The sequence below is a fragment of the Microbacterium sp. FW305-3-2-15-F-LB2 genome (assembly GCF_058787255.1).
In genome coordinates this window covers 1,664,900-1,686,747 of record NZ_JBYSZO010000001.1, presented here as the reverse complement: position 1 = coordinate 1,686,747, position 21,848 = coordinate 1,664,900, and the positions used below count along the sequence as shown (strand labels likewise).

General features: G+C 66.7%; 25 protein-coding genes and 1 pseudogene. 13 read left to right on the top strand and 13 right to left on the bottom strand.

All coding sequences use genetic code 11. The features are described from left to right. Positions 1–3: 3 nt before the first annotated feature. The 10 genes from AC3WLZ_RS08155 to AC3WLZ_RS08110 all read right to left on the bottom strand — a co-directional run bounded on the left by AC3WLZ_RS08155 (position 4) and on the right by AC3WLZ_RS08110 (position 7,616). Complete coding sequence (locus tag AC3WLZ_RS08155; protein ID WP_458041484.1) at positions 4–1,281, bottom strand: conjugal transfer protein TrbL; 1,278 nt, start codon at positions 1,279–1,281, stop codon at positions 4–6. Between the two features lie 30 nt (positions 1,282–1,311). After that, positions 1,312–1,581, bottom strand: coding sequence for a DUF6112 family protein (locus tag AC3WLZ_RS08150; protein ID WP_045246597.1), 270 nt, complete (start codon positions 1,579–1,581; stop codon positions 1,312–1,314). Positions 1,582–1,651: 70 nt separating this feature from the next. Continuing rightward, positions 1,652–1,918 (bottom strand): DUF6112 family protein, encoded by a 267-nt coding sequence (locus AC3WLZ_RS08145; RefSeq protein WP_274638413.1) that lies wholly within the window; start codon positions 1,916–1,918, stop codon positions 1,652–1,654. A 1-nt stretch (position 1,919) separates the two neighbouring features. After that, positions 1,920–3,074 (bottom strand): M23 family metallopeptidase, encoded by a 1,155-nt coding sequence (locus tag AC3WLZ_RS08140; RefSeq protein ID WP_492469697.1) that lies wholly within the window; start codon positions 3,072–3,074, stop codon positions 1,920–1,922. A gap of 26 nt (positions 3,075–3,100) precedes the next feature. Next, a complete protein-coding gene (locus AC3WLZ_RS08135; protein ID WP_458041486.1) occupies positions 3,101–3,775 on the bottom strand; it encodes a hypothetical protein in 675 nt (224 codons plus the stop codon). After that, positions 3,775–4,764, bottom strand: a complete 990-nt coding sequence (locus tag AC3WLZ_RS08130) for a ParB N-terminal domain-containing protein (RefSeq protein ID WP_492469696.1) — start codon at positions 4,762–4,764, stop codon at positions 3,775–3,777. The genes AC3WLZ_RS08135 and AC3WLZ_RS08130 overlap by 1 nt, the downstream gene beginning before the upstream one ends. Before the next feature lie 3 nt (positions 4,765–4,767). Beyond that, positions 4,768–5,598 carry a hypothetical protein gene (locus AC3WLZ_RS08125; RefSeq protein ID WP_274638409.1) on the bottom strand — a complete coding sequence of 277 codons (831 nt, stop codon included), beginning with the start codon at positions 5,596–5,598 and terminating at the stop codon, positions 4,768–4,770. 7 nt (positions 5,599–5,605) lie between these two features. Beyond that, the gene (locus AC3WLZ_RS08120; protein WP_274638408.1) at positions 5,606–6,046 is read right to left on the bottom strand and encodes a hypothetical protein; all 441 of its coding nucleotides are present in this window, start codon (positions 6,044–6,046) and stop codon (positions 5,606–5,608) included. Continuing rightward, positions 6,043–6,684, bottom strand: coding sequence for a DUF2637 domain-containing protein (locus AC3WLZ_RS08115; protein WP_274638407.1), 642 nt, complete (start codon positions 6,682–6,684; stop codon positions 6,043–6,045). Before AC3WLZ_RS08115 ends, AC3WLZ_RS08120 begins: the two co-directional genes overlap by 4 nt. Continuing rightward, a complete protein-coding gene (locus AC3WLZ_RS08110) occupies positions 6,681–7,616 on the bottom strand; it encodes a bifunctional DNA primase/polymerase (protein ID WP_458041487.1) in 936 nt (311 codons plus the stop codon). Before AC3WLZ_RS08110 ends, AC3WLZ_RS08115 begins: the two co-directional genes overlap by 4 nt. Positions 7,617–7,941: 325 nt before the next feature. Between AC3WLZ_RS08110 and AC3WLZ_RS08105 the strand changes: the two genes are divergently transcribed. The 4 genes from AC3WLZ_RS08105 (at position 7,942) to AC3WLZ_RS08090 (ending at position 11,057) form a co-directional block, all read left to right on the top strand. Beyond that, positions 7,942–8,373, top strand: coding sequence for a hypothetical protein (locus AC3WLZ_RS08105; protein WP_274638405.1), 432 nt, complete (start codon positions 7,942–7,944; stop codon positions 8,371–8,373). Positions 8,374–8,431: 58 nt separating this feature from the next. After that, the gene (locus AC3WLZ_RS08100) at positions 8,432–8,896 is read left to right on the top strand and encodes a hypothetical protein (protein WP_274638404.1); all 465 of its coding nucleotides are present in this window, start codon (positions 8,432–8,434) and stop codon (positions 8,894–8,896) included. Further along, on the top strand, positions 8,893–9,912 hold the full coding sequence (locus AC3WLZ_RS08095; RefSeq protein ID WP_492469695.1) for a DUF6545 domain-containing protein: 1,020 nt from the start codon (positions 8,893–8,895) through the stop codon (positions 9,910–9,912). Before AC3WLZ_RS08100 ends, AC3WLZ_RS08095 begins: the two co-directional genes overlap by 4 nt. A gap of 104 nt (positions 9,913–10,016) precedes the next feature. Then, entirely contained in the window at positions 10,017–11,057 is a 1,041-nt protein-coding gene (locus tag AC3WLZ_RS08090) for an alpha/beta hydrolase family protein (protein ID WP_274638402.1), read from the top strand. 20 nt (positions 11,058–11,077) lie between these two features. Here the strand turns inward: AC3WLZ_RS08090 and AC3WLZ_RS08085 are convergent. From AC3WLZ_RS08085 to AC3WLZ_RS08075, 3 genes and pseudogenes are all read right to left on the bottom strand, one after another. Further along, positions 11,078–11,308, bottom strand: a pseudogene (locus AC3WLZ_RS08085) (transposase); the annotation flags it as partial. Between the two features lie 23 nt (positions 11,309–11,331). Then, positions 11,332–11,763 (bottom strand): hypothetical protein, encoded by a 432-nt coding sequence (locus AC3WLZ_RS08080; protein WP_492469694.1) that lies wholly within the window; start codon positions 11,761–11,763, stop codon positions 11,332–11,334. Then, positions 11,760–12,395, bottom strand: coding sequence for a cytochrome c biogenesis CcdA family protein (locus tag AC3WLZ_RS08075; protein ID WP_492469693.1), 636 nt, complete (start codon positions 12,393–12,395; stop codon positions 11,760–11,762). The genes AC3WLZ_RS08080 and AC3WLZ_RS08075 overlap by 4 nt, the downstream gene beginning before the upstream one ends. Before the next feature lie 73 nt (positions 12,396–12,468). Between AC3WLZ_RS08075 and AC3WLZ_RS08070 the strand changes: the two genes are divergently transcribed. From AC3WLZ_RS08070 to ccsB, 9 genes are all read left to right on the top strand, one after another. Continuing rightward, positions 12,469–12,969 (top strand): transposase, encoded by a 501-nt coding sequence (locus tag AC3WLZ_RS08070; protein WP_492469692.1) that lies wholly within the window; start codon positions 12,469–12,471, stop codon positions 12,967–12,969. Further along, positions 12,858–13,931, top strand: a complete 1,074-nt coding sequence (locus AC3WLZ_RS08065; RefSeq protein ID WP_492470957.1) for an IS30 family transposase — start codon at positions 12,858–12,860, stop codon at positions 13,929–13,931. Before AC3WLZ_RS08070 ends, AC3WLZ_RS08065 begins: the two co-directional genes overlap by 112 nt. A gap of 260 nt (positions 13,932–14,191) precedes the next feature. Continuing rightward, positions 14,192–14,863: an IS3 family transposase gene (locus tag AC3WLZ_RS08060; protein ID WP_492469691.1), complete on the top strand. Its 672-nt coding sequence runs from the start codon at positions 14,192–14,194 to the stop codon at positions 14,861–14,863. A gap of 742 nt (positions 14,864–15,605) precedes the next feature. Further along, on the top strand, positions 15,606–16,172 hold the full coding sequence (locus AC3WLZ_RS08055; RefSeq protein WP_492470956.1) for a TlpA family protein disulfide reductase: 567 nt from the start codon (positions 15,606–15,608) through the stop codon (positions 16,170–16,172). Further along, positions 16,169–16,915 (top strand): cytochrome c biogenesis CcdA family protein, encoded by a 747-nt coding sequence (locus tag AC3WLZ_RS08050; RefSeq protein ID WP_036291089.1) that lies wholly within the window; start codon positions 16,169–16,171, stop codon positions 16,913–16,915. Before AC3WLZ_RS08055 ends, AC3WLZ_RS08050 begins: the two co-directional genes overlap by 4 nt. Continuing rightward, positions 16,896–18,620 (top strand): cytochrome c biogenesis protein ResB, encoded by a 1,725-nt coding sequence (gene resB, locus AC3WLZ_RS08045; protein WP_492469690.1) that lies wholly within the window; start codon positions 16,896–16,898, stop codon positions 18,618–18,620. Before AC3WLZ_RS08050 ends, resB begins: the two co-directional genes overlap by 20 nt. Then, on the top strand, positions 18,617–19,273 hold the full coding sequence (locus tag AC3WLZ_RS08040; protein ID WP_492469689.1) for a DsbA family protein: 657 nt from the start codon (positions 18,617–18,619) through the stop codon (positions 19,271–19,273). Before resB ends, AC3WLZ_RS08040 begins: the two co-directional genes overlap by 4 nt. Further along, positions 19,245–20,831: an apolipoprotein N-acyltransferase gene (lnt, locus tag AC3WLZ_RS08035; protein WP_492469688.1), complete on the top strand. Its 1,587-nt coding sequence runs from the start codon at positions 19,245–19,247 to the stop codon at positions 20,829–20,831. Before AC3WLZ_RS08040 ends, lnt begins: the two co-directional genes overlap by 29 nt. Beyond that, positions 20,824–21,834 carry a c-type cytochrome biogenesis protein CcsB gene (gene ccsB / locus AC3WLZ_RS08030; RefSeq protein WP_492469687.1) on the top strand — a complete coding sequence of 337 codons (1,011 nt, stop codon included), beginning with the start codon at positions 20,824–20,826 and terminating at the stop codon, positions 21,832–21,834. Before lnt ends, ccsB begins: the two co-directional genes overlap by 8 nt. Positions 21,835–21,848: the final 14 nt, after the last annotated feature.

Below are 21,848 nucleotides of genomic sequence, written 5' to 3'. Positions count from 1 at the left end.
GTTCTACCCCTTCCTCGGCGCTACGGGTATCGGCGGCGTGGATGTCTCTGCGTGCCCGGCTGCTGCGCCGCCGACCGCGGCACCGACTTTCGGCCCAGTCGTCGCTGCGGCTTTGACAACCTGCGCCCCGACGACGGCTGCGGCCGCGGGGCCGGCCGCTGCTGCCCCGGCACCTGCCGCGCCTCCCGAGGCCGCCGCCCCGCCACCGGAAGCGGCCGCCCCGCCACCTGCGCCCGCAACGCCGCCTGCTACGCCACTTGCAGCGGGAGCTGTGCTCGGCGCGGGAGGAGTCCCGCCTCTCCCGCCGCTTTGCCCTCCGAGGACGGACTTAGCCGCGTTCGGCTGGGCCTTGACCGGCAGCGGGACGGGCCGGTTGAGCGCCGACTTCGCTTCCTGCTCGCTCGACATCGCGTGGTACATGTCGAAGCCCACGAACGAGATGAACTTGTACGTCAGGTATGGCGCGAACGCGGCGATGAACATCAGCACGATGCCCGAGATCGGGTCACTGATCGAGGCGAGGTCGAGATCGATGGGCGCGCTGATCTGCCCAATGGCGACCAGGAAAACGACAACGATGACGAGCTTCGAGAAGATGAGCGCCACGACGAACGCCGCCCAGCGCCCGAACCATCCCTTCGCGGCATCCCAGGCGAACCCGGCGAGGGCGATGGGCGCAAAGACAATAGCGACCAGTAGCAGCGCCTTACGGATGAGCAGCGTGAACCACACGATGCCCGCACCCGCGATGCCGAGCCCGGCCAGGAAGATCGTGATGATCGCACCGACGCCGGGAGAGGCGATGTTGATCGTCGTTAGCCCAGCGGCGAGCAGTGCCATGCGGTCGCCGATGCCCTCCATCGTGTTGCCAGTCGCTTGCACGATGCCGATGGTGAGTTGATCGGTGACCTCCAACAGTGTCGCGGTGAGGGTGATGGCGACGAACGAGCCGAGCACTGACTTGGCAAGTCCCACGCCCGCGCGCGACAGGGCCATCGGATCTCGATGCACGAGCCCGGTGATCAGTTGGAGGCAGAAGAAGACGAGCATGACGAAGATCGCCACCCCGAACAGCACGTTGTAGACCGAGACGTACTGGCTTCCAGTAACGTCGATGAGCGTTGTCGAGTCGAATACCGCCCACACGCTCTCGAACAGCCAGGCGGCGGCCTGCCCCATTGCCTGCGCGAGCCAGTCGAACGGCGCGGAGATGAGCGACGCAGTTCCCTCGCCCACGGCATCGCACACCGAGGCGATGACGGGCACATCACAGATACTCATCGGCTCAGCCATCTCAACTCGGTCGTGGAGTCAGACCGACTGGCCGACGTTCCAAAAGAAGTTCACGAGCGTCACCGACGCACCGCAGATGATCGCCGCGCCGCACGAGACGAGTACGCCGACCTTGCCCCGGCTGGCGAGGTGCGGATTCGAGCTGTTCGCCCCGTAGCCCCAGACCACGGCCGAGATGATCAGGGCGAGGACAGCGAGGATGAGCCCCACCGTCATGGCCGCGCCGACGATGACGCGGAGCTGTTCGATGCCGGGCAACCCGTCGGTATTGGGGTCGATGTCGATCAATGTGTGCTCCTTCAGCAGGCGAGGGGACGACTTACCCGGTAGGTGCGCACGCTGTCCCAGTTCGATGGCGTCAGATGCTTGCTCCGACCCCAAGCAGGAAGTTGATCCAGGTGACACCGAGGCCGGCAAGTGCGGCAGCTCCGATGGAGACAAGGAACCCGACGCGCGCGCGGACAGCCGAAGAGATGTTGCCGTTCGCCGACGCGATCGCCCACACTGCGGCGCAGACGACGAGCATGAGCACGGCGAGGATGAGCACGATGGTCAGCAGCGCGCCAACGATGGCGCGCAGTTCTGCCTGACCGCCGACGGCTCCGAAGTCGGGGAATACGTCCATGTCATGCCGCCATCTGTGCTGAGCAGAGTGCCGCGGTGCTTGCGGCATCGAGGTTCTGCACACCGTGAGCGGCAAGCCACGGCTCGGCATCGACTGCCGTGGCGTTCGACCCGCCTGGCCGGATCTCGAAATGCAGGTGGGCTCCGGTCGACTTGCCCGCCGAACCGACGTTGCCGATGTGCTGCCCGGCAACGACCCGGTCCCCGACGCTGACGAGGACGCCGCTCTGCCACATGTGTGCATAGGCGGAGGCGATGCGCTCTCCATCGATCGTGTGCTCGATGATGATGAGGTTGCCGTAGCCGCCCGACGGCCCGGCGAAGCTGACCACGCCGTCGGCGAGTGCAAGGATCGCCGTGCCGTCGTCGGCAGCCCAGTCGGTTCCTGAGTGGAACGCTCGCTCACCAGTGAATGGGTCTTCGCGCCACCCGAAGTCGCTGGTGTTCACCCACGTCCCACTCGGCACGGGAAAGACGATTGCGGTTGTCTCAGGTATGTCGCCGAGCGGCGTACCGCTCGGCGTGGTCTCAGCGCGCCGGGTGAGCGCAGTGAGGATCGTTTCGGCGACCGGCTGGTAGTTCTGATAGCGGTCGGGATAGGCCGAGACCTCGACCGCCTGCGCCGCCTCGCCGGGGTCGAGGTGTTGCCAGTCGGGGATGTCGAGCAGTCCACGCGGTGATGGGTAGTTCGGCCCGCTCGAGCCTCCATAGAAGGCACGCGATTGGTAGGTCGCATTCATCAGCTCTGCGACGGTGCCCCATCCTGCGCTCGGCCGCATCTGGAATAGGCCGAGAGAGTCGTGATCGGTGCCTTCTCCGTCGCTCGGGAAGTCGCTTGATTCTGGAATCGCAGCCGAGTTTGCGAGCATCCGTAGCCGCGACTCGGTGAGTGCGGCCATGAGCGCGATGACGATGCCAGCGCGACCAACGCCCTCGGTGTGCGCGCCGACCGTGATGATGTTGGCTGCATGGGTTAGCTGCTCGTGGTTGAGGGTCACAGCCGCGCCCGCGCGCGTTGTGGCTGTGAGTGACTCGGGAATCGACCCGACGACGAGCGAGCTTGACGAGAGACACGTGGCGAATACCACGGGCGACACGAGCAGACTCACGCCGACCAGGCTCATGGGGAGCAGTGCGATGAGCGTGGCGATGGCCACAACGAGCTTCTTCATACGGGTGCCGATCAGCGCAGAGGGTTGTCAAGCTCAGAGAGGCGAAGCGCGCGGCAGGTGTCGAAGGTCGGCTCGCAAGTGATGAAGACGGTGAACGCGACATCGTGGGAGCTGCTCACGGGCTCAGTGCCGTGGATGCCCTCGCGTTGCCGAACGCCGGTGATCGTGTAGGCGACGGTGCCAGGGAGGATCTGCCCCTCGGATGCCTGCTCCAGCGCCGTCGCCCACTCGTCCGGCACGAACACGTCGTTGATGTCGAGCCATTGGCGGGTCTGCATTGTGCGGAGTTGCGCCCAGGCGTCCGCGGTCGGGAGATAGGTGCGCACGTCAGAGGCGAGCCCGGCGGTCTCATTGCCGGAGGGGTCGCCCACATCCACGATGACCTGCGCGTAGTCGGTCGGCCCGAACTCGGTCGCGGTGTCCCATGTGAACAGCGCATTGGCGAGGGCTCGTGCGAACGTCTCGGGGTCGTCGGACTCACGGACGACGGGTGGCGCGCTCGATGTCGGGGACGGTGCGCTGGTGGAAGCGCCTGGTGGGTCGCTCGCGGAGCTGCCGCCCGGCGAAGGCTCGGATCGAGGCGCTAGCAGCAACCCATAGAGCCCGACTCCGACGAGGACGGCGAGCACGGCGGCGCCGACGATAAGGAGGATCATGAGGCGACGAGGGAAGCGAGTCTGCGGCATCAGGCACTCTCCTTGGCGAGACGTTGGCGGGCGGTTCGGGCGGCGCGGGCCGCGTCGAAGAAATGGACGGTAGCGTCGAGGATCGTCTCGAAGTGCTCCCATTGGTCATCACTCAGCGCGGTGCCGACCTCGGCAGGGTCGTAGTGCGACCACCACTGATCGAGGTCATTCCAGGTGAGGGTGAACGCCCGCACCGGATAGCGAACCGGCACGGCGCTCGACGCTGGTGCGGTTGCCGGGCCTCGCTTGCGCCCTTGCTTCGCGCGCTCCAGCGCCTCCTGTGCGAGCAACTCCAGCTCGCCGGGTGGCTCGGGTTCCTCCTGCGGAATCGCCAGCATGGCGATCGTGCGGGCGTGCGCCGTGGTGATTGACGAGCCGCGGTCGATGGCGTCGAGTTCGGAGCGGGCGAAGCTGCGCACATCCTCCGGCTGGCGGGGGTCGTTCGCGATCCGCTGGAGATCGTTGATCTGCTCCAGGCTCGTGTACGACTTGCGCCCGGTGACCATGAGCGCGGCCTGCGCACGGGACTTGCCCGGAGCACCGATCAGCGGTGGTGCCGTCACGGCACCACCGCTCGCTCCAGCGATCTTCCCGCCAGCACCGAACTGCGTCGCCGCCTGACGACGAGCGGCGTCCTCGGCCATGAGCGTCTTCAGCTCGCGGTACAGGGCCGCGGCCTCCGTTTGCGTTAACGGCTTGTGCAGCACGTTGTCGGCTTGCTCGGCCATGAGCCTCTGGAGCCGGTCGCTGATCCCGGAGCGCACGAAGACGTTGACCTTCTTGTGGCCGAGCTTGCGCAGCGCCGCGATGCGTCGAGCGCCGCACACGAGCACGCCGTCCGGTGTCACGGTCGGAGGCTGGAGCAGTCCGTTACGTTCGATGGACGCTGCGAGTGCGTCGATGTCGCCCAGCTCCATGCGATGACGGCTGCCGACGACGATGGAGTCGATGGTGCGCTCCAGCTCGATGTGCCCGGTGCTCGCCGCCATGTGCTACCTCGCTCCCGCCAGAGTGGGCGCGTTCAGGCCGAGCAGCAGCACGAGGTCGTCATCGGTGAGCAGCGCACGCAGGGGCTCGCCGACAAGAAGGCGGAACAGTACGCCGCGGCCGACGGCGGTGTGGGCCTGATCGGGATCGGGGTTGCCGAGGATCGCACGGAGCAGCGCGTTCCAGCTGGTCGACGACAGATCGAGCACGGCCCGAGCGTGTGGGTCTCGCCGAAGCGATTCCGCTGCGCTCGCCCGCGACGGCGCTTCGCCGAGTCGAGTGCAGATGTGCTCGATGGCCGCGCGCGCCGTCTGCTCCGGCCAGTCGAGCAGCGTCAGTAGCTTGATCGCGTCCTCGACTGCACGGACGACGCCAGATACATCGTGGTCCGATTCGTTCTCGTCCTCACCCGCGGGCGCGACCTGCAATGCTTCGTGGTACTCGGTGAGCGGGTTCTCCCGGTCGCTGAACCGCTCCGGGTCGTGGAACCCGCTGTATTGCGGCCTGCGTGCCTGATGCGTCGAGCACAGCAGTCCGTTCCCTCGTTCCTCGGCGATCAGTGTGACCTGCACGGCACGGGTGACGACTGCCCACGGATCTTCCGCGTTGCGCACGGCCGGGGTGCGCATCGCGTCGAACGCGGCGCTCGCCGCCTCCCACGGGTCGAGGCCGTGCTTTCGCGCGAGGCTCGCATACCGACCCGCCGTGTATTCCATGAGCGCCGCGACACCCACGTCGCGCCGCCACGCGCCTTTCCCATCGTCGTGCAGACGCTCCAGGAGCGCGCGCAGTCCCTCCGAGGTGCGGAACGACGTGGGAGCGGCCTGGGCAGACATGGCGCGCTCACAGGCGGCGGAGCGGGTCGCGGCTGACAGAGGACTGGCGCGCAGGCGCCTGCCCGAACGCGGAGAGCGGCGCGATGCCCTGGGCACGCGCCCGGATGCCTGGCCGGGTCACCGGAGTTGCCTGCGGCGAGGTCTGCCGACGCTCCTCGACGCGGCGCGCCAGCTCGGTGCGCAGGTCGATGCCGCGCCCGATCATGCGGGCCGAGGCGGATGGGAGCAGCTCGGTCGGGCGCACCCACACCACCTGGCTGCGGTCGTGCTCTGCGCTCAGGCGCTCCAGGAGTGGGTGGCCGCCGCGCCACGTCTGCGCGGCGAGCCACGGGTCGGTGTGGCGCGCCAGCTCCGAGATCTCAGCAGCCTCGATCGGAGTCGGCTTCAGCGTGTGGAGGACATCGGCAAGCCGACGGGCGTGCTCGTCTTCTGGCAGTTCATCGTTCACAGCGCGCCTCCTTCCGATGCGGAGGCGAGCGCGGGCGTCGCCAGCCAGCGACCGACCGTGGACGGATGCACCCCGGTCGCATGAGCGATGGCGGTGTTCGTCATGCCGTCCTCCTTCATTCGCAGAGCGAGTTCTCTAGGAGCAAGGTGCGCAGGCGCTTCCGGCGACAGGTGCTCGACCGCGCTCGACACCAACTTGGCCGTCTGCGTCGACGGCTCTGCACGGAACCGTCGGGTGAGCACCACCGTCAGGTGCGTGATCGCCAGCAGCACGAGCGGCGGGACGGCGGCGACCGATCCCGCGAGCGCAGAAGGAACGTCGGCGTCAGCGGCGACGACCGCGTGGATCGCGTTGGCTGCGACCGAGACCGCGGCACCGGCCATGAGCAGCAGCCACGGATACCAGGCGGCACGTTGCCCCGCGAGCGCGACGACGGACACCGTGGCGACGACGATGATGCCGTCCACGATGAGCGGCCACGCCCACGCCTGGCTCTGATCGACGCCTGAGCGTTGCGCGAGGTCGGCGAGCGCCGTGAACGACAGCCAGAAGGCGGCTGCGGCGATGAATACGGTCCCAGCTACCGCCGTCCAAACAGCGATCCGCCCGCGCGGCTGTTGCGTGCTGCCGGGGATCACGAGAGCACCTGACCCGATGAAGGCTGAGCTGCATGGCTGGGCACGGAACTGGCGGCAGGCGCGGACAGTGCGCCCCTCGCTACGCGGTGCGCCGAGCGGATCGTCGTCTCGATCTCCGGGGCGGGCAAGCCTGCGCGCTCGGCAGCCGGCCCCAGCGCGGCACGCACGCGGTCGGGCGGGATGCCCGCCTCGATGAGTCGACACGAGGCCCAGAAGAGGCCGCGGTTGCGCTCGCCCTCGCCGCGCATCCCGACCCAGTGGGCGATCCGCTCCACGTCAACGCCGTCCGTTCGCTCGACAGGGATGGCGGGCATCAGGCGCGCCGGTCGCGGATCGAGGAACTGTCGCAGTGCGCGGGCATCGACGGGAACCGCGTCGCCTCGCCCGGAGCCGATGAGGGAATACGCACTCGGCCCCGCATCGGTGGCGATGATCGAGGGCGGCACGATGACGTAGCCGCCCGCTCCCCGGAAGTCGATGCCAGCACGCGCCACCTGCCAGGACGGCTGCACCAGCTCGGGATCGGCCGGGTAGTAGGCATGGACGCCGCCCGAGGGCGTGCGGATGAACGCGGCCCAGCGATCCGTCAGCCCCGCGCGCCGGGCCAGCTCGAACGCCGCGAAGCCGCGGATCGCCCCGTGTACGTCGACATCCACGACCTCCAGCCCGGAGATCTGGCCCGTCGGCATCCCGATGTTGGCGCGCGGCCACCGCGCCCACCAGCGAGCGACCTGGTGCGGTTCGGTGCTCGCCTCGTGGAATCCCCGCTTGGTCAGCGGGCGCTTGCCTCCTGTGACGCAGGGAAAGACCGGGATGCCTGCCTCGGCGTAGCGACACGCTGCGGCGCTCGGCGACAGCCCGGTGAGCGAGGCGAGCAGGGCGGTAGCATCCAGCGGCTGGCGCTCTCCGCGCGAGGCTTCCGGCATCATCATCTCGGCACCTCCTGTGGCTTCGTCGTGAGCTATGGGGCTCTTGTCGATCAGGTGCGCCCGGGTTCCCAAGAGCCAGTCGCCGTCCAGTGGGCAACGCAGTCAGGCTGCGGGATGGTGCTGTGCTCATGGAATCGTCCTCCCGCTCACCGGGAAGCCGCGTTGAGCATGCTCAAACCTTCCCGATTCCGTTCTAACACCGCACGTTGAGCATGCGCAACGGTTGTATTGTGCATGCTCAACGGGTAGATTTGGGCATGCACAACTACCCTCGGGTCTGGGCTACGTCGACGCCTTGGCCCTCCCGAAGGGAAGGGGGTCAGCGACGATGACTGAATACGAAAGTCAGGCTGCGGCTAACGACCTCGCCAAACGCCTGCGGCTTCTGATGGATGTCGCTGTCGCCGAGTCCGGCTCCGAACCGACCTACTCGCAGATCGCGGAGTATCTGAGGCAACGTGGCATCAGCCTGTCTCGATCACGATGGACATACATGGTCAACGGCCACCGATACGTTCAAGACACGGCGATCTTCCAGGGACTTGCGGACTTCTTCGACGTCGATGCTGCCTTTCTTGCGGGGGAGAGCGGCGGGGCTACCCCGGAGAAGGTCTCCGCTCAGCTCGACCTCGTGCGTTCGATGCGCGCGGCGAAGGTGAAGTCCTACGCCGCCCGCACTCTCGGCGACATCTCGCCGAGAGCACTTCAAGCCATCAGCACGTTTCTAGATGAGGAGTTGACGCGTACACCTGAGCCCTGACGGGCTTCGCGCGCCGCAGAGCCGAGATCAGTACATGCTCGGACGAAAGGAGGCAACCGTGAACACCGAAGAGACCGTTTTGGCGGCCGTCGCCGAACTTCGGCTCGGCAGCAGGTTCACGCTTGAGCACCTTCGCCAGGCCGTTCAAGATAGGCGCCATCGCAGACTCCGTGTCGTCGAACTCGCCGACCTCGACACTCGCGACGGCATCTGTGCGCTCTGGTTGGTCACCGACACCGAAGACTTCGTGCTCCACGCACGCAGCGACTCCATGCTGCACCGCCAGCAGTTCGTCCTTCACGAGTTCGCCCACATGATCCTCGGTCACACGGAGGGCGATGACTGCACGGCCGGGGATGTCTTGCTGCCCAACATTCCTCCCTACACGCGCGGACGCCTGCTCAAGCGGCAGGACATTGACAGTGAGACGGAGGTCGCTGCCGAGTCCCTCGCTGATCGGCTGGCTGCGGGCATCCGAGGATCGGTGTTTGCCGAGTCGCGCTATTCGGAGATTTTCGGTTGATCCAGACGCTCGTCGCGATGCTCATGTGGGCGCTCGTGGCGAGCCTGCTCATCTTCCGTCGCAAACGGGCGGATCGGAGCATCACCTACGCCTCCGTCACGATCGCCGTCGCGATGACCCTGAACGTCGACGCCATCTACCTCGCCACCGATCCGCTTCTTGGTGGAACGAATGTCACCACCCTCCTTGCGGATGGGCTGCTGATGACCGGGATCTTCTTCCTCGGTCGAGGCGTCATGAAGGCCGACGAGTACCGACCCAGGTTCGTGCGCGCCGCCGTGGGCATCCCGGTGCTCGTCATCTCGCTTCTCGCGATCACTACGACATTCATGTTCATCGACCGAGGCGCAACCACGACTCGATTCATGATCGACTTCGGCGCGCAACCCGCGGCAGCGACCTACTCGATCATCAACTTCAGCTACTTCTTCCTCGTCATCACGACGATGATGATCCTCGCCGCGCGGCAGTACCTGCGGAGCTCTGGCATCCAGCGACTCCCCGCAGGGCTGTTGAGCCTGGGATCGGCGCTCGGCGGGGCACTGTGCCTGGCAGTGCTGACGATGGACGTCGCACACGTCACCGGCCAACTCGCTCTCATGCGTGCCGTCCAACCAGCCTATGAACCGCTCTCCCTGCTCGCGTTCTTATTCCTATGCGCGGGCTTCGCCGTGCAACCAGCCGTCCGTCGCGCCCAGCACGACATGCGGCGGAAGCGCACCGACGGCCTCGCGACACAGTTGGAGCCTCTGTGGAAGCGGGCGTCCCTCGTGCGGCCTGGGCTGAGCCAAGCAGACCCGCTCGCTGCGGGCGCGGATGACCCGGAGAGCCGTCTACACCGAGAGATCGTTGAGATCCGTGACGCGATGATCGACCCGCGCGTCACCTTCGACATCAGCGCAGCTGAGCGCGCGCTACTGGAGAGCGCCGAGCGCCACCTCCTCGGACTCGACACGAGGACGACACGGACCACCGCTTCACCAGTGACCCGGGTCGACGACGGGGGCAGCTCGTGATCCGTCGGGTCGCACTAGGTACCGGACTCGTTGCGGCAGCCGCGCTGGGTGTCGGCTGGGTGATCGCGCGGCGGCTGACAGCCCCCAGCACGCGACGATACGACTTGACCGTCCGCAAGGTGGAGCACGACGGCGACGGCTGTCTCATCGTGCTCGACCGAACCCAGCAGACTACCGCCAAAGGCATTTACAACCTGTGGTTCGAGAACGGAGGTTGGGCGCAACTCTCCGCGGACGTGCTCGACCGTGGACCGACCCTGATCGCGCGACAGGTGACGAGCACTGCACCGGAACTCACTCTCAGGGCTGGCGATCGCTTCTCGTGGAGCGGAATCTACTACGCGACCCCCCACGACTCCGGCCTCCACGCACACGACATCACCATCGACACCCCCGCGGGGCCTGCCCCCGCCTGGCGCATCGACGGCGACAGCGCCCGATCGACGTGGGCGATCCACATACATGGCCTCGGCAGCGTCCGAGCCGGGACACTTCGCGGTGTGCTCGCCGCAACCGACCGCGGCTACACCTCGCTCGTCATCACCTACCGAGCCGACGGCGAAGGCCCGAGAGGCGGCAACGGCCGGTCAACCCTCGGCTTCACCGAGACCGACGACGCCGAGGCCGCCATCGAGTACGCGATGCGGCACGGAGCCCGACAGGTCGTGCTCTTCGGATGGTCGATGGGTGCCGCCATCGCGCTCCAGCTCGCTCACCACTCGCCGCATCGCCGCAGTGTCGCAGGTCTGGTGCTCGACGCACCCGTGCTCGACTGGGGCGAAGTCATGAAAGCGAACTGCACCCGCAGCGGACTCCCCGCAGCCGCGGGCAGCCTCGCGATCCCGTGGCTGACGATCCGCCCGCTGGCTCGCATGATCGGTCTGCCCGAGCGTATCCCGCTCCGATCCTTCGACTGGACGTCCCGTGCCGAGGAACTCACCACCCCCACGCTCATCCTCCACGGCATCCGCGACGACTCTGTACCGATACGGCTCTCACAAGCACTCCGAGATTCTCGGCCCGGCCTTGTTTCGCTAGAGGTCTTCGAAGCAGGACACACGCTCTCGTGGAACTCCGACCCCGACCGATGGCAGAGCGCGGTGATCGGCTGGCTCGCCGGGCACGTGCCGGGTCTGCATCAGTAACGGTGTCTCCGGCGATTTCATTAGTAGGTCTCCGCGGGCGGCCAGCGGTCGGTGAAGGTGATGGCGAATGCGTTGAGGGCTGGCTTCCACCCGCATCGTCCATCGGGCTCGTCCCGCACCGGTCGGGTCGAGTGATCTGGTCGGGAATGTCCTCGCGCCCGCACCGCGCGCCGGTACCGCGCGCTGAGGGATTCGATCGTGTTTGTGGAGCAGATCACCTTGCGGATCTCGAGGTCGTAGTCCAGGAACGGTGTCTACCCACGCAGCTACGCGACTACAGCCCGCGGCGGGCAGCGTCGAGGCGTTCCACTTCTGCCGGGGCGCAGTCCTTCACGGCGTCCCGGGTGACCAGGAGGAGGGATGAGGCGGTCGCGGTCTCATCGTCGATGGGAAACCGGCCGACCGGGTACCGTGCCGAGAACGCGATGATGAGGTCGACATCCGACTCGATGATGCCCAGGTTAGGCGCGGCTTCGAGGCATTGTGCGCCGATATCGTGGAGCGCGTTGTGGATCACCTGAACATCGGCGGTCGGAGCAGTGCTGGTGGGACCGTAGGCGGTGGCGCCGACCCACATGTCCTCGGACGTGGGTGCGGGGCTGGAGACCATGACTGCCAGGATCACGGCGAAAGCTATCGGCGGGACGGTGATCGCAACGATCAGCGGCCAGTGGGGGCATCTGTGCTGGGGCGCGGCGTTCCTCATATTGGCAGTACCGTCCCGCCGATGAGCGCCTGCAGTGAGTACAGGATGGTTGTCCAGACGCCAGTGACCATGAATACCCCGATCGCGATCATGGTCACCCCGCCGACAATGTTGATTGCCCGGATGTGGCGGCGCAGGAACGCTACCGTGGTTGTAGCCCAGCCCAGCCCGGCGGCGAGCAGGAGGAAGGGCAGGCCGAGGCCGACGCTGTAGACCGCGGTGAGGAGTGCGCCGCGGAGGGCGGTGCCGGTGCCGATGCTGAGGGCGGAGATCGCGGCGAGCGTCGGGCCGAGGCACGGGGTCCAGCCGAGGCCGAACACGATGCCCAGCAACGGGGCGCCGGCGAGTCCGGTCCGTGGAGTGATCGATAGTTTCGCGGTGCGTTGGAAGAGCCGGAACATGCCGATGAACACCAGGCCCATGATGATGACAACCACGCCGAGGATCCGGGTCAGGAGATCCTGCCAGCGGATGAGCCAGCTGCCGAGGGTACCGAAGGCGGCTCCATAGGCAACGAACACCAAAGCGAAGCCGAGGATGAACAGGCCGACGCCGATCACCGGGCGCCACCGTGAGGTGGTTCCCGATGAGCCGGTGACGTAGCCGAGATATCCGGGGACGAGGGGAAGCACACACGGCGTGACCTGCCCCCGGTTTCCCGGACACCTAGCATCTGGCTGAGAGGGCCAGGGATGGGAGTCCGAGATGGCGAAGAAGGATGCGTATCCGCGGGAGTTCAAGGAGCGTGCTGTTGCGCTCTATCGAGCGGGTGGTCGGAAGAAGGAAGAGCTCGCTCGCGAGTTGGGGATCTCGCCGACCTCGCTGCATAACTGGGTGAAGCAGGCTGCGATCGACGCGGGCGAGATCACCGGGGTGACCACCGACGATCGCGCTGAGCTGGCGCGGCTGCGGCGCGAGAACCGGCGACTCGAGCTCGAGGTGGAGATTCTGAAGCGGGCGGCGGTGAACTCAACCCGTCAGCGCAACACCATCGATGATCATCTCGGAGGTGTGGCGTGGCGAAGATCGGGAGACCGGGTTTACCGTCGGATCGGCGGCAACAGGTGTGGGAGCTGTGGAAGGCGGGAGCGTCGATCAGTGAGATCTCTCGAACGGTGGGGTCACCGCCGGGATCGATCTTCTCGATCCTGTTGCCGTTCGGCGGCTTCTACCAAGCGCCGCAGCGCCGTCGGGCGGGGATGCTGACCCTCGAGGAGCGTGAGGAGATTTCCCGGGGTCTCGCGGCAGATGAGTCGTATCGTGCGATCGGGCGCCGGCTCGGTCGGCCCGCGTCGACGATCAGTCGGGAGGTGGCCAAGAACAAGGGACCGCGACGATATCGCGCTGTCGATGCCGACGATCGTGCCTGGCGCCGTGCGCGGCGTCCGCAGAGATGCGCACTTGCCCGCAACCCGGTGCTGCGTGGTTACGTCGCCGCTCGCCTTCGGGAAGACTGGTCGCCCGAGCAGATCGCCGGGGCGCTGCGGAAGCGTCACCCGGCGGGGAGCGGGATGCGGGTGTCGCACGAGACGATCTACAAGTCCCTGTTCGTGCAGTCCCGCGGCGTTCTCGCGAAAGAGCTGCAGAAGCATCTGCGATCCGGGCGGCCGATCCGCCGCAGTGTTCACAACAACGTCACCGGGCAATGGCGATCCCAGATCAAAGACGCCGTCTCCATCTCCGAGCGCCCTGCCGAAGCCGAAGATCGCGCGATCCCGGGGCATTGGGAAGGTGATCTTTTGATGGGGCGGCACTGGAGCCAGATCGCGACTGTCGTCGAGCGCGCGACACGATTCACGGTGCTCGTCCAGATCGACGGCCGCGACATGGAGTCCGTCACAGCGGGCCTCTCGCGTGAGATGAACCTGCTCCCCGAGCAGCTGCGCCGATCGCTGACCTGGGATCGCGGGATGGAACTCGCCGACCATAAGACCGTCACGCGCAACACCGGCCTCGACGTCTACTTCGCCGACCCCCGCAGCCCCTGGCAGCGCGGAACGAACGAGAACACGAACCGGCTGCTACGTCAGTACTTCCCCAAGGGCGTCAGCATGAAAGACCTCACCCAGACCGACCTCGACACCGTCGCCGCGCGCCTGAACTCCAGACCGCGGAAGACCCTCGACTTCGACACCCCAGCCGATAGGCTCCAAGCACTGTTGCGCTGACGGGTTGAGTTCACCGCGGCGTACTTTGCGAAGGAAAACGTCCTCCCAGAAGGGCTTTCCGACTGATCGCCGCCCTTCAGCAGGAGGATCCGGCTCGGTTCCGGGTCCGGGTGGTCTGTCGGATTCTGCGGGTATCGCCGTCGGGATACTACGAGTGGCGGGACCGGCCGCCGTCACAGCGTGAGGTCACGGATCGGGAGCTCCTCACCGTGATCGAGGCAGTTCATGCGGATGCTCGTGGCACCTAAGGCGCCCGGAGGGTGCACGCCGAGATGACCCTCGGCCGGCATCTGATCGTGTCCCGGAGACGGATCGAGCGGTTGATGCGCCGCGCGGGACTACAGGGCATTCACCGACGCCGCTGGCGCACCAGTGGTGGCCGAGCGCCGGCGGTGTTCGACGATCACGTCCAGCGGGTGTTCACCGCCGACCGTCCGGACAGGCTCTGGGTGACCGACATCACCCAGCACCGCACCGCCGAAGGATGGGTCTACTGCGCCGCTGTGATCGATGTCTACTCACGCCGCTGCGTGGGCTGGTCGATCGCCGACCACCTCCGCACCGAGCTGATCGTCGACGCGCTCGAGATGGCCCGCTGGCGCCGCAACCCGACCGGCACGATCGTCCACTCCGACCGCGGCGCCCAATACACGTCCTGGCTGTTCGGCTCCCGACTCCGCGAGGCCGGGCTGATGGGATCGATGGGGAAAGTCGCCTCCGCCTACGACAACGCCCTCATGGAATCCTTCTGGGGCTCCATGCAGATCGAACTCCTCGACCGCCGCCACTGGCCCAGCAGAGCCGAACTCGGGCAGGCGATCTTCGAATGGATCGAAGGGTTCTACAACCCGACGAGGCGCCACTCCGCACTCGGCTACCTCAGCCCCATCGACTACGAGAGGCTTTACCCCGCCGCACTCGACGCGGCATGATCAACAACCAGAAACCGTCCGGGAAACCGGGGGCAGGTCAAGACGCAAGGGGCAGCATGCGCTGACTATACACCTGATAGTGTTTGATGACCGACTATTCCGATTCCTAACACCCCGAGCGTAGGACCGTCTGCAATGATCCGCTCCACCCCGACTGACCGCGCTATCGTTGCGCGCGCCGGTTGGCCCGTGGCCCGGCTGCTCGTAGGGCTGGGACTGGTCGTGGCACTACTTATGGGGTGCTGGGCGGCAACGCATTCGGAGACTGAAGGCGTCTCGGCCGCGCCGATCGCGGAGTCAATCGGCGCGGCCAGCTCGGGCACCGTTGTCGCAAATTTGACAGCGGATGGGTACGCCAGCGAGACCGGAGATCTCGACGCCGCCCTGTGCCTGCTCGGAGTGGCGTGCATGTTGGCACTCGTTGTCCTAGCCTGGCGGGCACCATCCCGCACGTACAGTCTCGAACGTGTCGCCGGGATGGTGCGTGAGCTGATCGCGGTGCCGCTGTCCCGGACGCCGGTGCTCACTCTTACACAGCTGCGCGTTTTCCGAACCTGATCCACCACTCAACACCCTTGCACCCGTGAGAGCGAGCGGATTCTGGCGCTGCCAGACCGCCGCCTGTTGAGTCCTGGTATTGGAGAACGTCGTGGCAAACCCATTCCGGGTGACTTCCGTCACCCGCGCCGTCCCCCCGGTTGCCCATCGGAGATCCTGGCGCGCGTTCCGTGCGGCCGCCGCGATGCTCGCCGCGACCGCTGTACTCGCGGTCGCAGGGTGCACATCCCAGGACGGGCTGGCCGCCACGGTGAACAACGGCACCGGTTCCACCAGCGTTGACGAGCGCATCGTCGAGATCTCCCCGGATAAGCGTGGCGAGACGGTGGTGTTCGCCGGCGTCGATGAGCACGGCAACGCGGTCAGCAGCGGCGACTTCGCAGGCAAGGTGTACGTCGTGAACTTCTGGTATGCCGCGTGTGGCCCATGCCGGGTCGAGGCGCCCCTGCTGGAAGAAGTGTGGCAAACCTACCAGCCCAAAGGGGTGGGCTTCATCGGCGTGAACATTTACGACCAACCCGCCACCGCGCGATCGTTCGCGGAGGACTACGGGATCACCTACCCGAGCGTGATCGACATCGTCGACGGGAAGACGAAGCTCGCCTTTGCCGCAGTCACCCCCATCCAGGCGACCCCGACGACTCTGGTGATGGATCGTCAGGGCAGGGTTGCCGCGCGAATCATCGGGCAGCTGCCAGCCGCATCGATCCTGTCCACGCTCGTCTCGGACGCGTTGGCGGAGATCGAATGAGCGCCGGGAGTTTGATCTTCGACGGCGCGCTCGGGGTGGCTGTGCTCATTGCCGTGCTCGCGGGACTGATTTCCTTCGTCTCGCCCTGCGTCCTCCCGCTTGTCCCTGGGTACTTCGGCTACCTCGGGTCCGCCGTCTCCAGCTCCCCGGCACAGACCCCCGCTGGGCGTGGACGGCTGATCGGCGGGGTGGCCTTATTCGTCGCCGGGTTCACTCTGGTATTCATGACCGTCACGGTACTCGGTGGAGTGGCGGGGCTATTCTTCCTCGAATACGCGAACATCCTCACCCGGGTGCTCGGGGTAGTTGTCATCGCAATGGGCCTGGCGTTCATTGGGGTATTTCCTCGCGCGCAACGCACCCTCCGACCCCGTTTCCGCGGCAACCTGGGTATGCTCAGCGCACCGCTGCTGGGCATCGCGCTCGGGATCGGGTGGACTCCCTGCATCGGGCCCACGTTGGCGGCCATCATGTCGGTGTCGTGGAATCTCGGAGATCCCGGCCGGGCAGCCCTGCTCGGTTTTGCTTACTCTCTCGGATTGGGCATCCCGTTCTTTCTGCTTGCTCTCGGGCTCGGCTGGGCTACCAGATCCGTCAGCTTCGTTCGACGACACATTCGCGTGGTTAACATCATCGGCGGCAGCCTGCTCATCATCCTCGGCGTGCTGATGGTCACAGGCATCTGGGGCGCCTTGATGTCCGTTCTACAGGGGGTGATGCTCAATGTCACGCTCCCTCTCTGATCAGCTGCACACTGATCCCTCCCGCCCCGAGGGTCACATCGATCAGGGCGAGCCGGACACCGTCACCTCCCCGTCGCTGGGACCCGTCGAGTGGCTGCGGTGGGGATGGCGGCAACTGACCAGCATGCGTACAGCGCTGCTGCTGCTGCTGCTGCTCGCCATCGCCTCGGTACCGGGATCGATCTTTCCTCAGCGCACCGCGGACCCCAACGGCGTCCTCCAATACTTCAAGAACAACCCGGAACTGGCCCCGATCCTCGACGGACTTCAGGTATTCGACCTGTACAACTCCGCCTGGTTCTCCGCCATCTACCTGCTGCTGTTCATCTCGCTGATCGGCTGCATAATCCCTCGCACCCGGCACCACTGGAAAGCCCTCCGCGCTCGGCCACCCCGCACGCCAGCACGACTCAGCCGGCTGAGCACACACCTCGTCGTCGACGTCCCCGCATCAGTCCAGAGCCCTGAAGCCGAAGCGGCGGACGCGATCACCGCCGCCGCCGCCGACCTCCGCCGCCGCCGCGGGTATCGTATCGAGCGGTATGACACCGCCCGGTCATGGTCCGTGTCAGCCGAGCGTGGGTATCTCCGCGAGACCGGCAACCTGATCTTCCACGCCTCGCTCGTCGGTGTGCTGGTCGCGGTGCTCGCCGCCAGCGGCTTCTCCTACACCGGGCAGCGGGTCATCGTCGAAGGGACCACGTTCGTCAACACCCTCAACGACTACTCCTCGTTCACCCCGGGCAGGTTCGTGGACGGCACCCAGCTGGACCCGTACTCGCTGACCCTCGACAGCTTCGACGTCAGCTATGTGCGCCCGGGGGTGCCTGGCGCAGGCCAAGCCGGCGACTTCGCCGCGAACCTCACCATCCGCGACGCCCGCACCGGGACAGAGGACACCGAGAGCGTCCGCGTGAATTACCCGATCACGGTCGGCAGCGACCGGGTCTATCTGCTCGGAAACGGCTACGCCCCCACCATCACCGTCCGAAACTCCGAGGGCACGGTCGTCTACAGCGAGTCCCAGCCCTTCCTCCCGCAAGACAGCATGATGACCTCGCTCGGGATCATCAAGGTCCCAGACGGGCTGCCCGAACAGGTCGGGCTGGTCGGTTTCTTCTATCCCACCCAGGGCGCTCTTGCCACGGGGGCGTTCACCTCGGTGTATCCCGATCTGGTGAATCCGGTCGTCACCTTCAACGTGTTCTCCGGCAGCCTCGGCATCGACGACGGCGTGCCCCGATCGGTGTACACCCTCGACACCAGCGGGATGACCCAACTCACCGGCGGCACCAGCGGTGCCGAGTCGATCCAGCTCACTCCCGGGCAGACCGCCGACCTGCCCAATGGGTGGGGCACGGTCACCTTCGAGGACGCCTCCGGCGGCACGAATCCCCTGGCGTCGGTGAAACGATTCGCGTCGCTGGACATCAAACGCGACACCGGCGGTCCTTGGGTGCTCGCCTTCGCCACCCTCGCCACACTGGGTCTGATCACCGGCCTTCTCGTTCCCCGACGCCGCGTGTTCGTCAAAGCATCCGTCACCGGTGACCCGGACGAGCCCACCCTGCGCCTGGAATACGCCGGTCTCGCGCGCGGAGAGGACCCGCAACTGCCCGACGCGATCGCCGGCATCCGCAACGCCCACCTCGCCGCCCGTGATCGCCCGAGCTCACAGACACCCAGCCGAAGGAACCCACGATGAAGACCCCCATGAAAGTGACCCTCATTGCGATCGCCGGCGTGGTCGTGCTCGTCATCGGTGCGATCATCTACACGGTCTCCGCCCGCCCTCAAGCGCCCGCAGACGACAATGCCGCGGACGCGTTACCGGGTGCCCGCAGCAACTCCCACGTCCTGGACAGCGTCGGCCCGGACGCGCCGACCCTGGTGGAGTTCCTCGACTTCGAATGCGAGGCCTGTGGGGCGTTCTACCCGTACGTCGAACAGATCCGGAAGCAGTACGACGGGCAAATCAACTATGTGTTCCGGTACTACCCGATCCCCAGCCACTACAACTCGATGAACGCCGCCCTCGCGGTCGAGGCAGCCGCCCAGCAGGACCGGGTCGAGGACATGTATCACCGCATGTTCGAGACGCAGGCCGAGTGGGGCGAGCAGCAAGTCCCCAAAGCTGACCTGTTCCGCAGCTTCGCCGAGGACCTCGGCCTGGACATGGCCGCCTACGACCAGGCGGTCGCGGACCCCGCCACCCGGGCGCGGGTCGAGGAAGACTTCGCCGAAGGGCAGCAGATGGGTGTGCAGGGCACGCCCACGTTCTTCCTCGACGGCGAACGACTCGAGCTCACCCAACTGACCGATCTCACCAATGCTCTCGACCGCGCCCTCGCTGACTGACGCGGCGGCGGGGGCATCTCCCGCCGCGCGCCGGAAGGTACCGCTCTGGGCGGCGCTCCTCGTCGCCGCGGCTGCCGGGGGGCTCCTGGACCTGTCCTTCCCCGCCGTGGGGTGGTGGCCGCTCGCGTTTGTGAGCATCACCCTCGCGCTGTGCGCGATGATCGGCCGCAGCATCGGCGGCGCGTTCCTGGTCGGTGTTGCCTTCGGTGCGGCGTTCTTCTTCACCCACCTGGTGTGGGTGGGCACGTATCTCGGGCCCGTCCCGTGGGTGGCGTTGGCCGGTCTGGAAGCGGTGCTGTTCGGGGTCGGGGCGATCCCCATCGCCCTCGCGTACCGGTGGACCGACCGCGCCAGCGGACGCGCCGTCCTGTGGTTTGTCGGGGTGCCGCTGCTGGTGGCGGGGCTGTGGATCGTCCGGGAGCTGGTGATGGGGTCCTGGCCTTATTCCGGGTTCCCGTGGGCGCGGATCGGGATGACCCAGGCGAACGGCCCGCTCCCGGAGGCGGCGTCCTGGGTCGGGGTGACCGGTCTGGGCTTCCTCATCGTCGCCGCCTGCGCGTGCCTGGTGCAGTGGTGGCGGGCTGGAGGGTTCCGACGCATGCGCGGCGTCCTGCCCGCCGCGATGATCGTGGCCGCTCTGGTGCTCGTGCCGCAGTTCCCTACCGGGGACGCCGGTCGGATGGACATCGGCTGGGTGCAGGGCAACGGGCCCTCCGGGTACTTCGATGACCGCACCCCCGGGGATGTGCTGGCCGCGCAGACAACCGCGACAGATCCCCTGCTGGGGGAGGACATGGATCTGCTGGTGTGGCCCGAGGGTGCCGTCGACAGCGACCCTCTCACCGACCCGGCCACCGCCCGGCGGCTCACCGATCTCGTCGCCCGGGCCGGCGCCCCGCTGCTCACCAACGCCGCCACCGCGCGCGGCGGTGACGTGTTCAACACCTCGATGCTGTGGGACGGGCAGGGCACCCCGCAGTTGCATGACAAGGTCAACCCCGTCCCGTTTGGCGAGTACGTCCCGGACCGGTGGTTCTACGAGCGGATCGCGCCCGACCTGATCGGAATGATCCAACGCGAATACACCCCCGGACAGAACCCCCCGTTCGTGACCGTCGACGGGGTGAAAGTCGGACTGGCGATCTGCTTCGACGTCATCTACGACTCCGTCATCTGGGACGGCGCCCGCCAGGGCGCCCAGGTCTACGTGTTCCAGACCAACAACGCCGACTTCCGCGGCACCGACGAGAACCTTCAACAGCTCGCGTTCGCCCGGATGCGTGCGATCGAGACCGGACGCGCCGTGGTGAACGTCTCCACCGTCGGCACCAGCCAAGTCATCGCCCCGGACGGACAGATCATCGACGGCGCCGGCGTCGACCAGGCAGCCGCGGCGATCACCCGCGTCCCGCTGCGCGAAGGGCTCACCCCCGCCGTCGTGCTCGGCGGTGCCCTCACCGCCCTGATCGTCCTCGGCGCGATCACCGGTCTCACCTTCGCCGGAATCAGCCACCACCGCCACCGCCACCGATCTGCACGAGGAGCAACCGATGCCTGACCCCGAATCCCTGACCCTGGACAGCATCTCCCTGCTGCTGGTGTGGACCGCGATCGCCGTGTACCTGCTCGCGTTCGTGGCCTACGCCATCGACCTTGCACAACGGTCGGTACGCCGCGACGAACCCCAGAGGGTGCACACGCTGGTGACCGCGGGCGGAGACACACAGAGCACAGGCGACGAACGCGCCGCGCTTAAGGAGGTCCGCACCCGGCCAGGTCAGCGGCAGCGTCTGCTCTGGGCGCGCATCGGCACTGTACTGACCGGGTTGGCGTTTGTGTTCCACCTTGCCGGCGCCATCGGGCGAGGATTCGCTGCGGGAAGGGTCCCGTGGGCGAATATGTTTGAGTTCGCGCTCACCGGGACTGTGCTGATCGTTGCGGTCTACCTGGCCGTGCTCCGCCGGTACGATCTACGCTTCCTGGGCTCGTTCCTCATCGGTATGGTGGCGTTGCTCCTCGGCGGGGCGACCCTTGCGTTCTACGTCGAAGTCACCCCGCTGATGGACCCGCTCAAAAGCGTCTGGCTCGTCATCCACGTCTTCGTCGCCTCCCTCGGCACGGCCCTGTTCGCGATCTCCTGCGGCCTTTCCGCCACACAACTCATGCAAACCCGGCGCGAACGACGGGCTGCGGGCAACGGCAAGGAAACGAAGAGATCCGGCCTGGGATACCTGCGCACGCTTCCCAGCGCGGAGGCACTTGAATCCGTGGCGTACCGGTTCGCGATCGTCGGCTTCATCTTCTGGACCTTCACCCTGATCGCCGGATCAATCTGGGCCAACGATTCCTGGGGACGGTACTGGGGATTTGACACGAAGGAAGTGTGGACGTTCGTGATCTGGGTGCTCTACGCCGGTTACATCCACGCCCGCGCGACCCGCGGCTGGCGCGGCACCCGCTCCGCATGGCTGTCGATCATCGGCTTCACCGCCGTCCTGTTCAACTTCACCATCGTCAACATTTTCTTCAAAGGCCTGCACGCCTACTCCGGCCTCAGCTAACGACCAGCGTTCGA

Bases quoted from the DNA above. Each gene is read 5' to 3' on its own strand.
- AC3WLZ_RS08155 (WP_458041484.1), bottom strand. From the start codon at position 1,281: ATGAGTATCTGTGATGTGCCCGTCATCGCCTCGGTGTGCGATGCCGTG.
- AC3WLZ_RS08145 (WP_274638413.1), bottom strand. From the start codon at position 1,918: ATGGACGTATTCCCCGACTTCGGAGCCGTCGGCGGTCAGGCAGAACTG.
- AC3WLZ_RS08135 (WP_458041486.1), bottom strand. From the start codon at position 3,775: ATGCCGCAGACTCGCTTCCCTCGTCGCCTCATGATCCTCCTTATCGTC.
- AC3WLZ_RS08130 (WP_492469696.1), bottom strand. From the start codon at position 4,764: ATGGCGGCGAGCACCGGGCACATCGAGCTGGAGCGCACCATCGACTCC.
- AC3WLZ_RS08125 (WP_274638409.1), bottom strand. From the start codon at position 5,598: ATGTCTGCCCAGGCCGCTCCCACGTCGTTCCGCACCTCGGAGGGACTG.
- AC3WLZ_RS08110 (WP_458041487.1), bottom strand. From the start codon at position 7,616: ATGATGATGCCGGAAGCCTCGCGCGGAGAGCGCCAGCCGCTGGATGCT.
- AC3WLZ_RS08105 (WP_274638405.1), top strand. From the start codon at position 7,942: ATGACTGAATACGAAAGTCAGGCTGCGGCTAACGACCTCGCCAAACGC.
- AC3WLZ_RS08080 (WP_492469694.1), bottom strand. From the start codon at position 11,763: ATGAGGAACGCCGCGCCCCAGCACAGATGCCCCCACTGGCCGCTGATC.
- AC3WLZ_RS08070 (WP_492469692.1), top strand. From the start codon at position 12,469: ATGGCGAAGAAGGATGCGTATCCGCGGGAGTTCAAGGAGCGTGCTGTT.
- AC3WLZ_RS08055 (WP_492470956.1), top strand. From the start codon at position 15,606: ATGCTCGCCGCGACCGCTGTACTCGCGGTCGCAGGGTGCACATCCCAG.
- AC3WLZ_RS08050 (WP_036291089.1), top strand. From the start codon at position 16,169: ATGAGCGCCGGGAGTTTGATCTTCGACGGCGCGCTCGGGGTGGCTGTG.
- resB (WP_492469690.1), top strand. From the start codon at position 16,896: ATGTCACGCTCCCTCTCTGATCAGCTGCACACTGATCCCTCCCGCCCC.
- AC3WLZ_RS08040 (WP_492469689.1), top strand. From the start codon at position 18,617: ATGAAGACCCCCATGAAAGTGACCCTCATTGCGATCGCCGGCGTGGTC.
- lnt (WP_492469688.1), top strand. From the start codon at position 19,245: ATGCTCTCGACCGCGCCCTCGCTGACTGACGCGGCGGCGGGGGCATCT.
- ccsB (WP_492469687.1), top strand. From the start codon at position 20,824: ATGCCTGACCCCGAATCCCTGACCCTGGACAGCATCTCCCTGCTGCTG.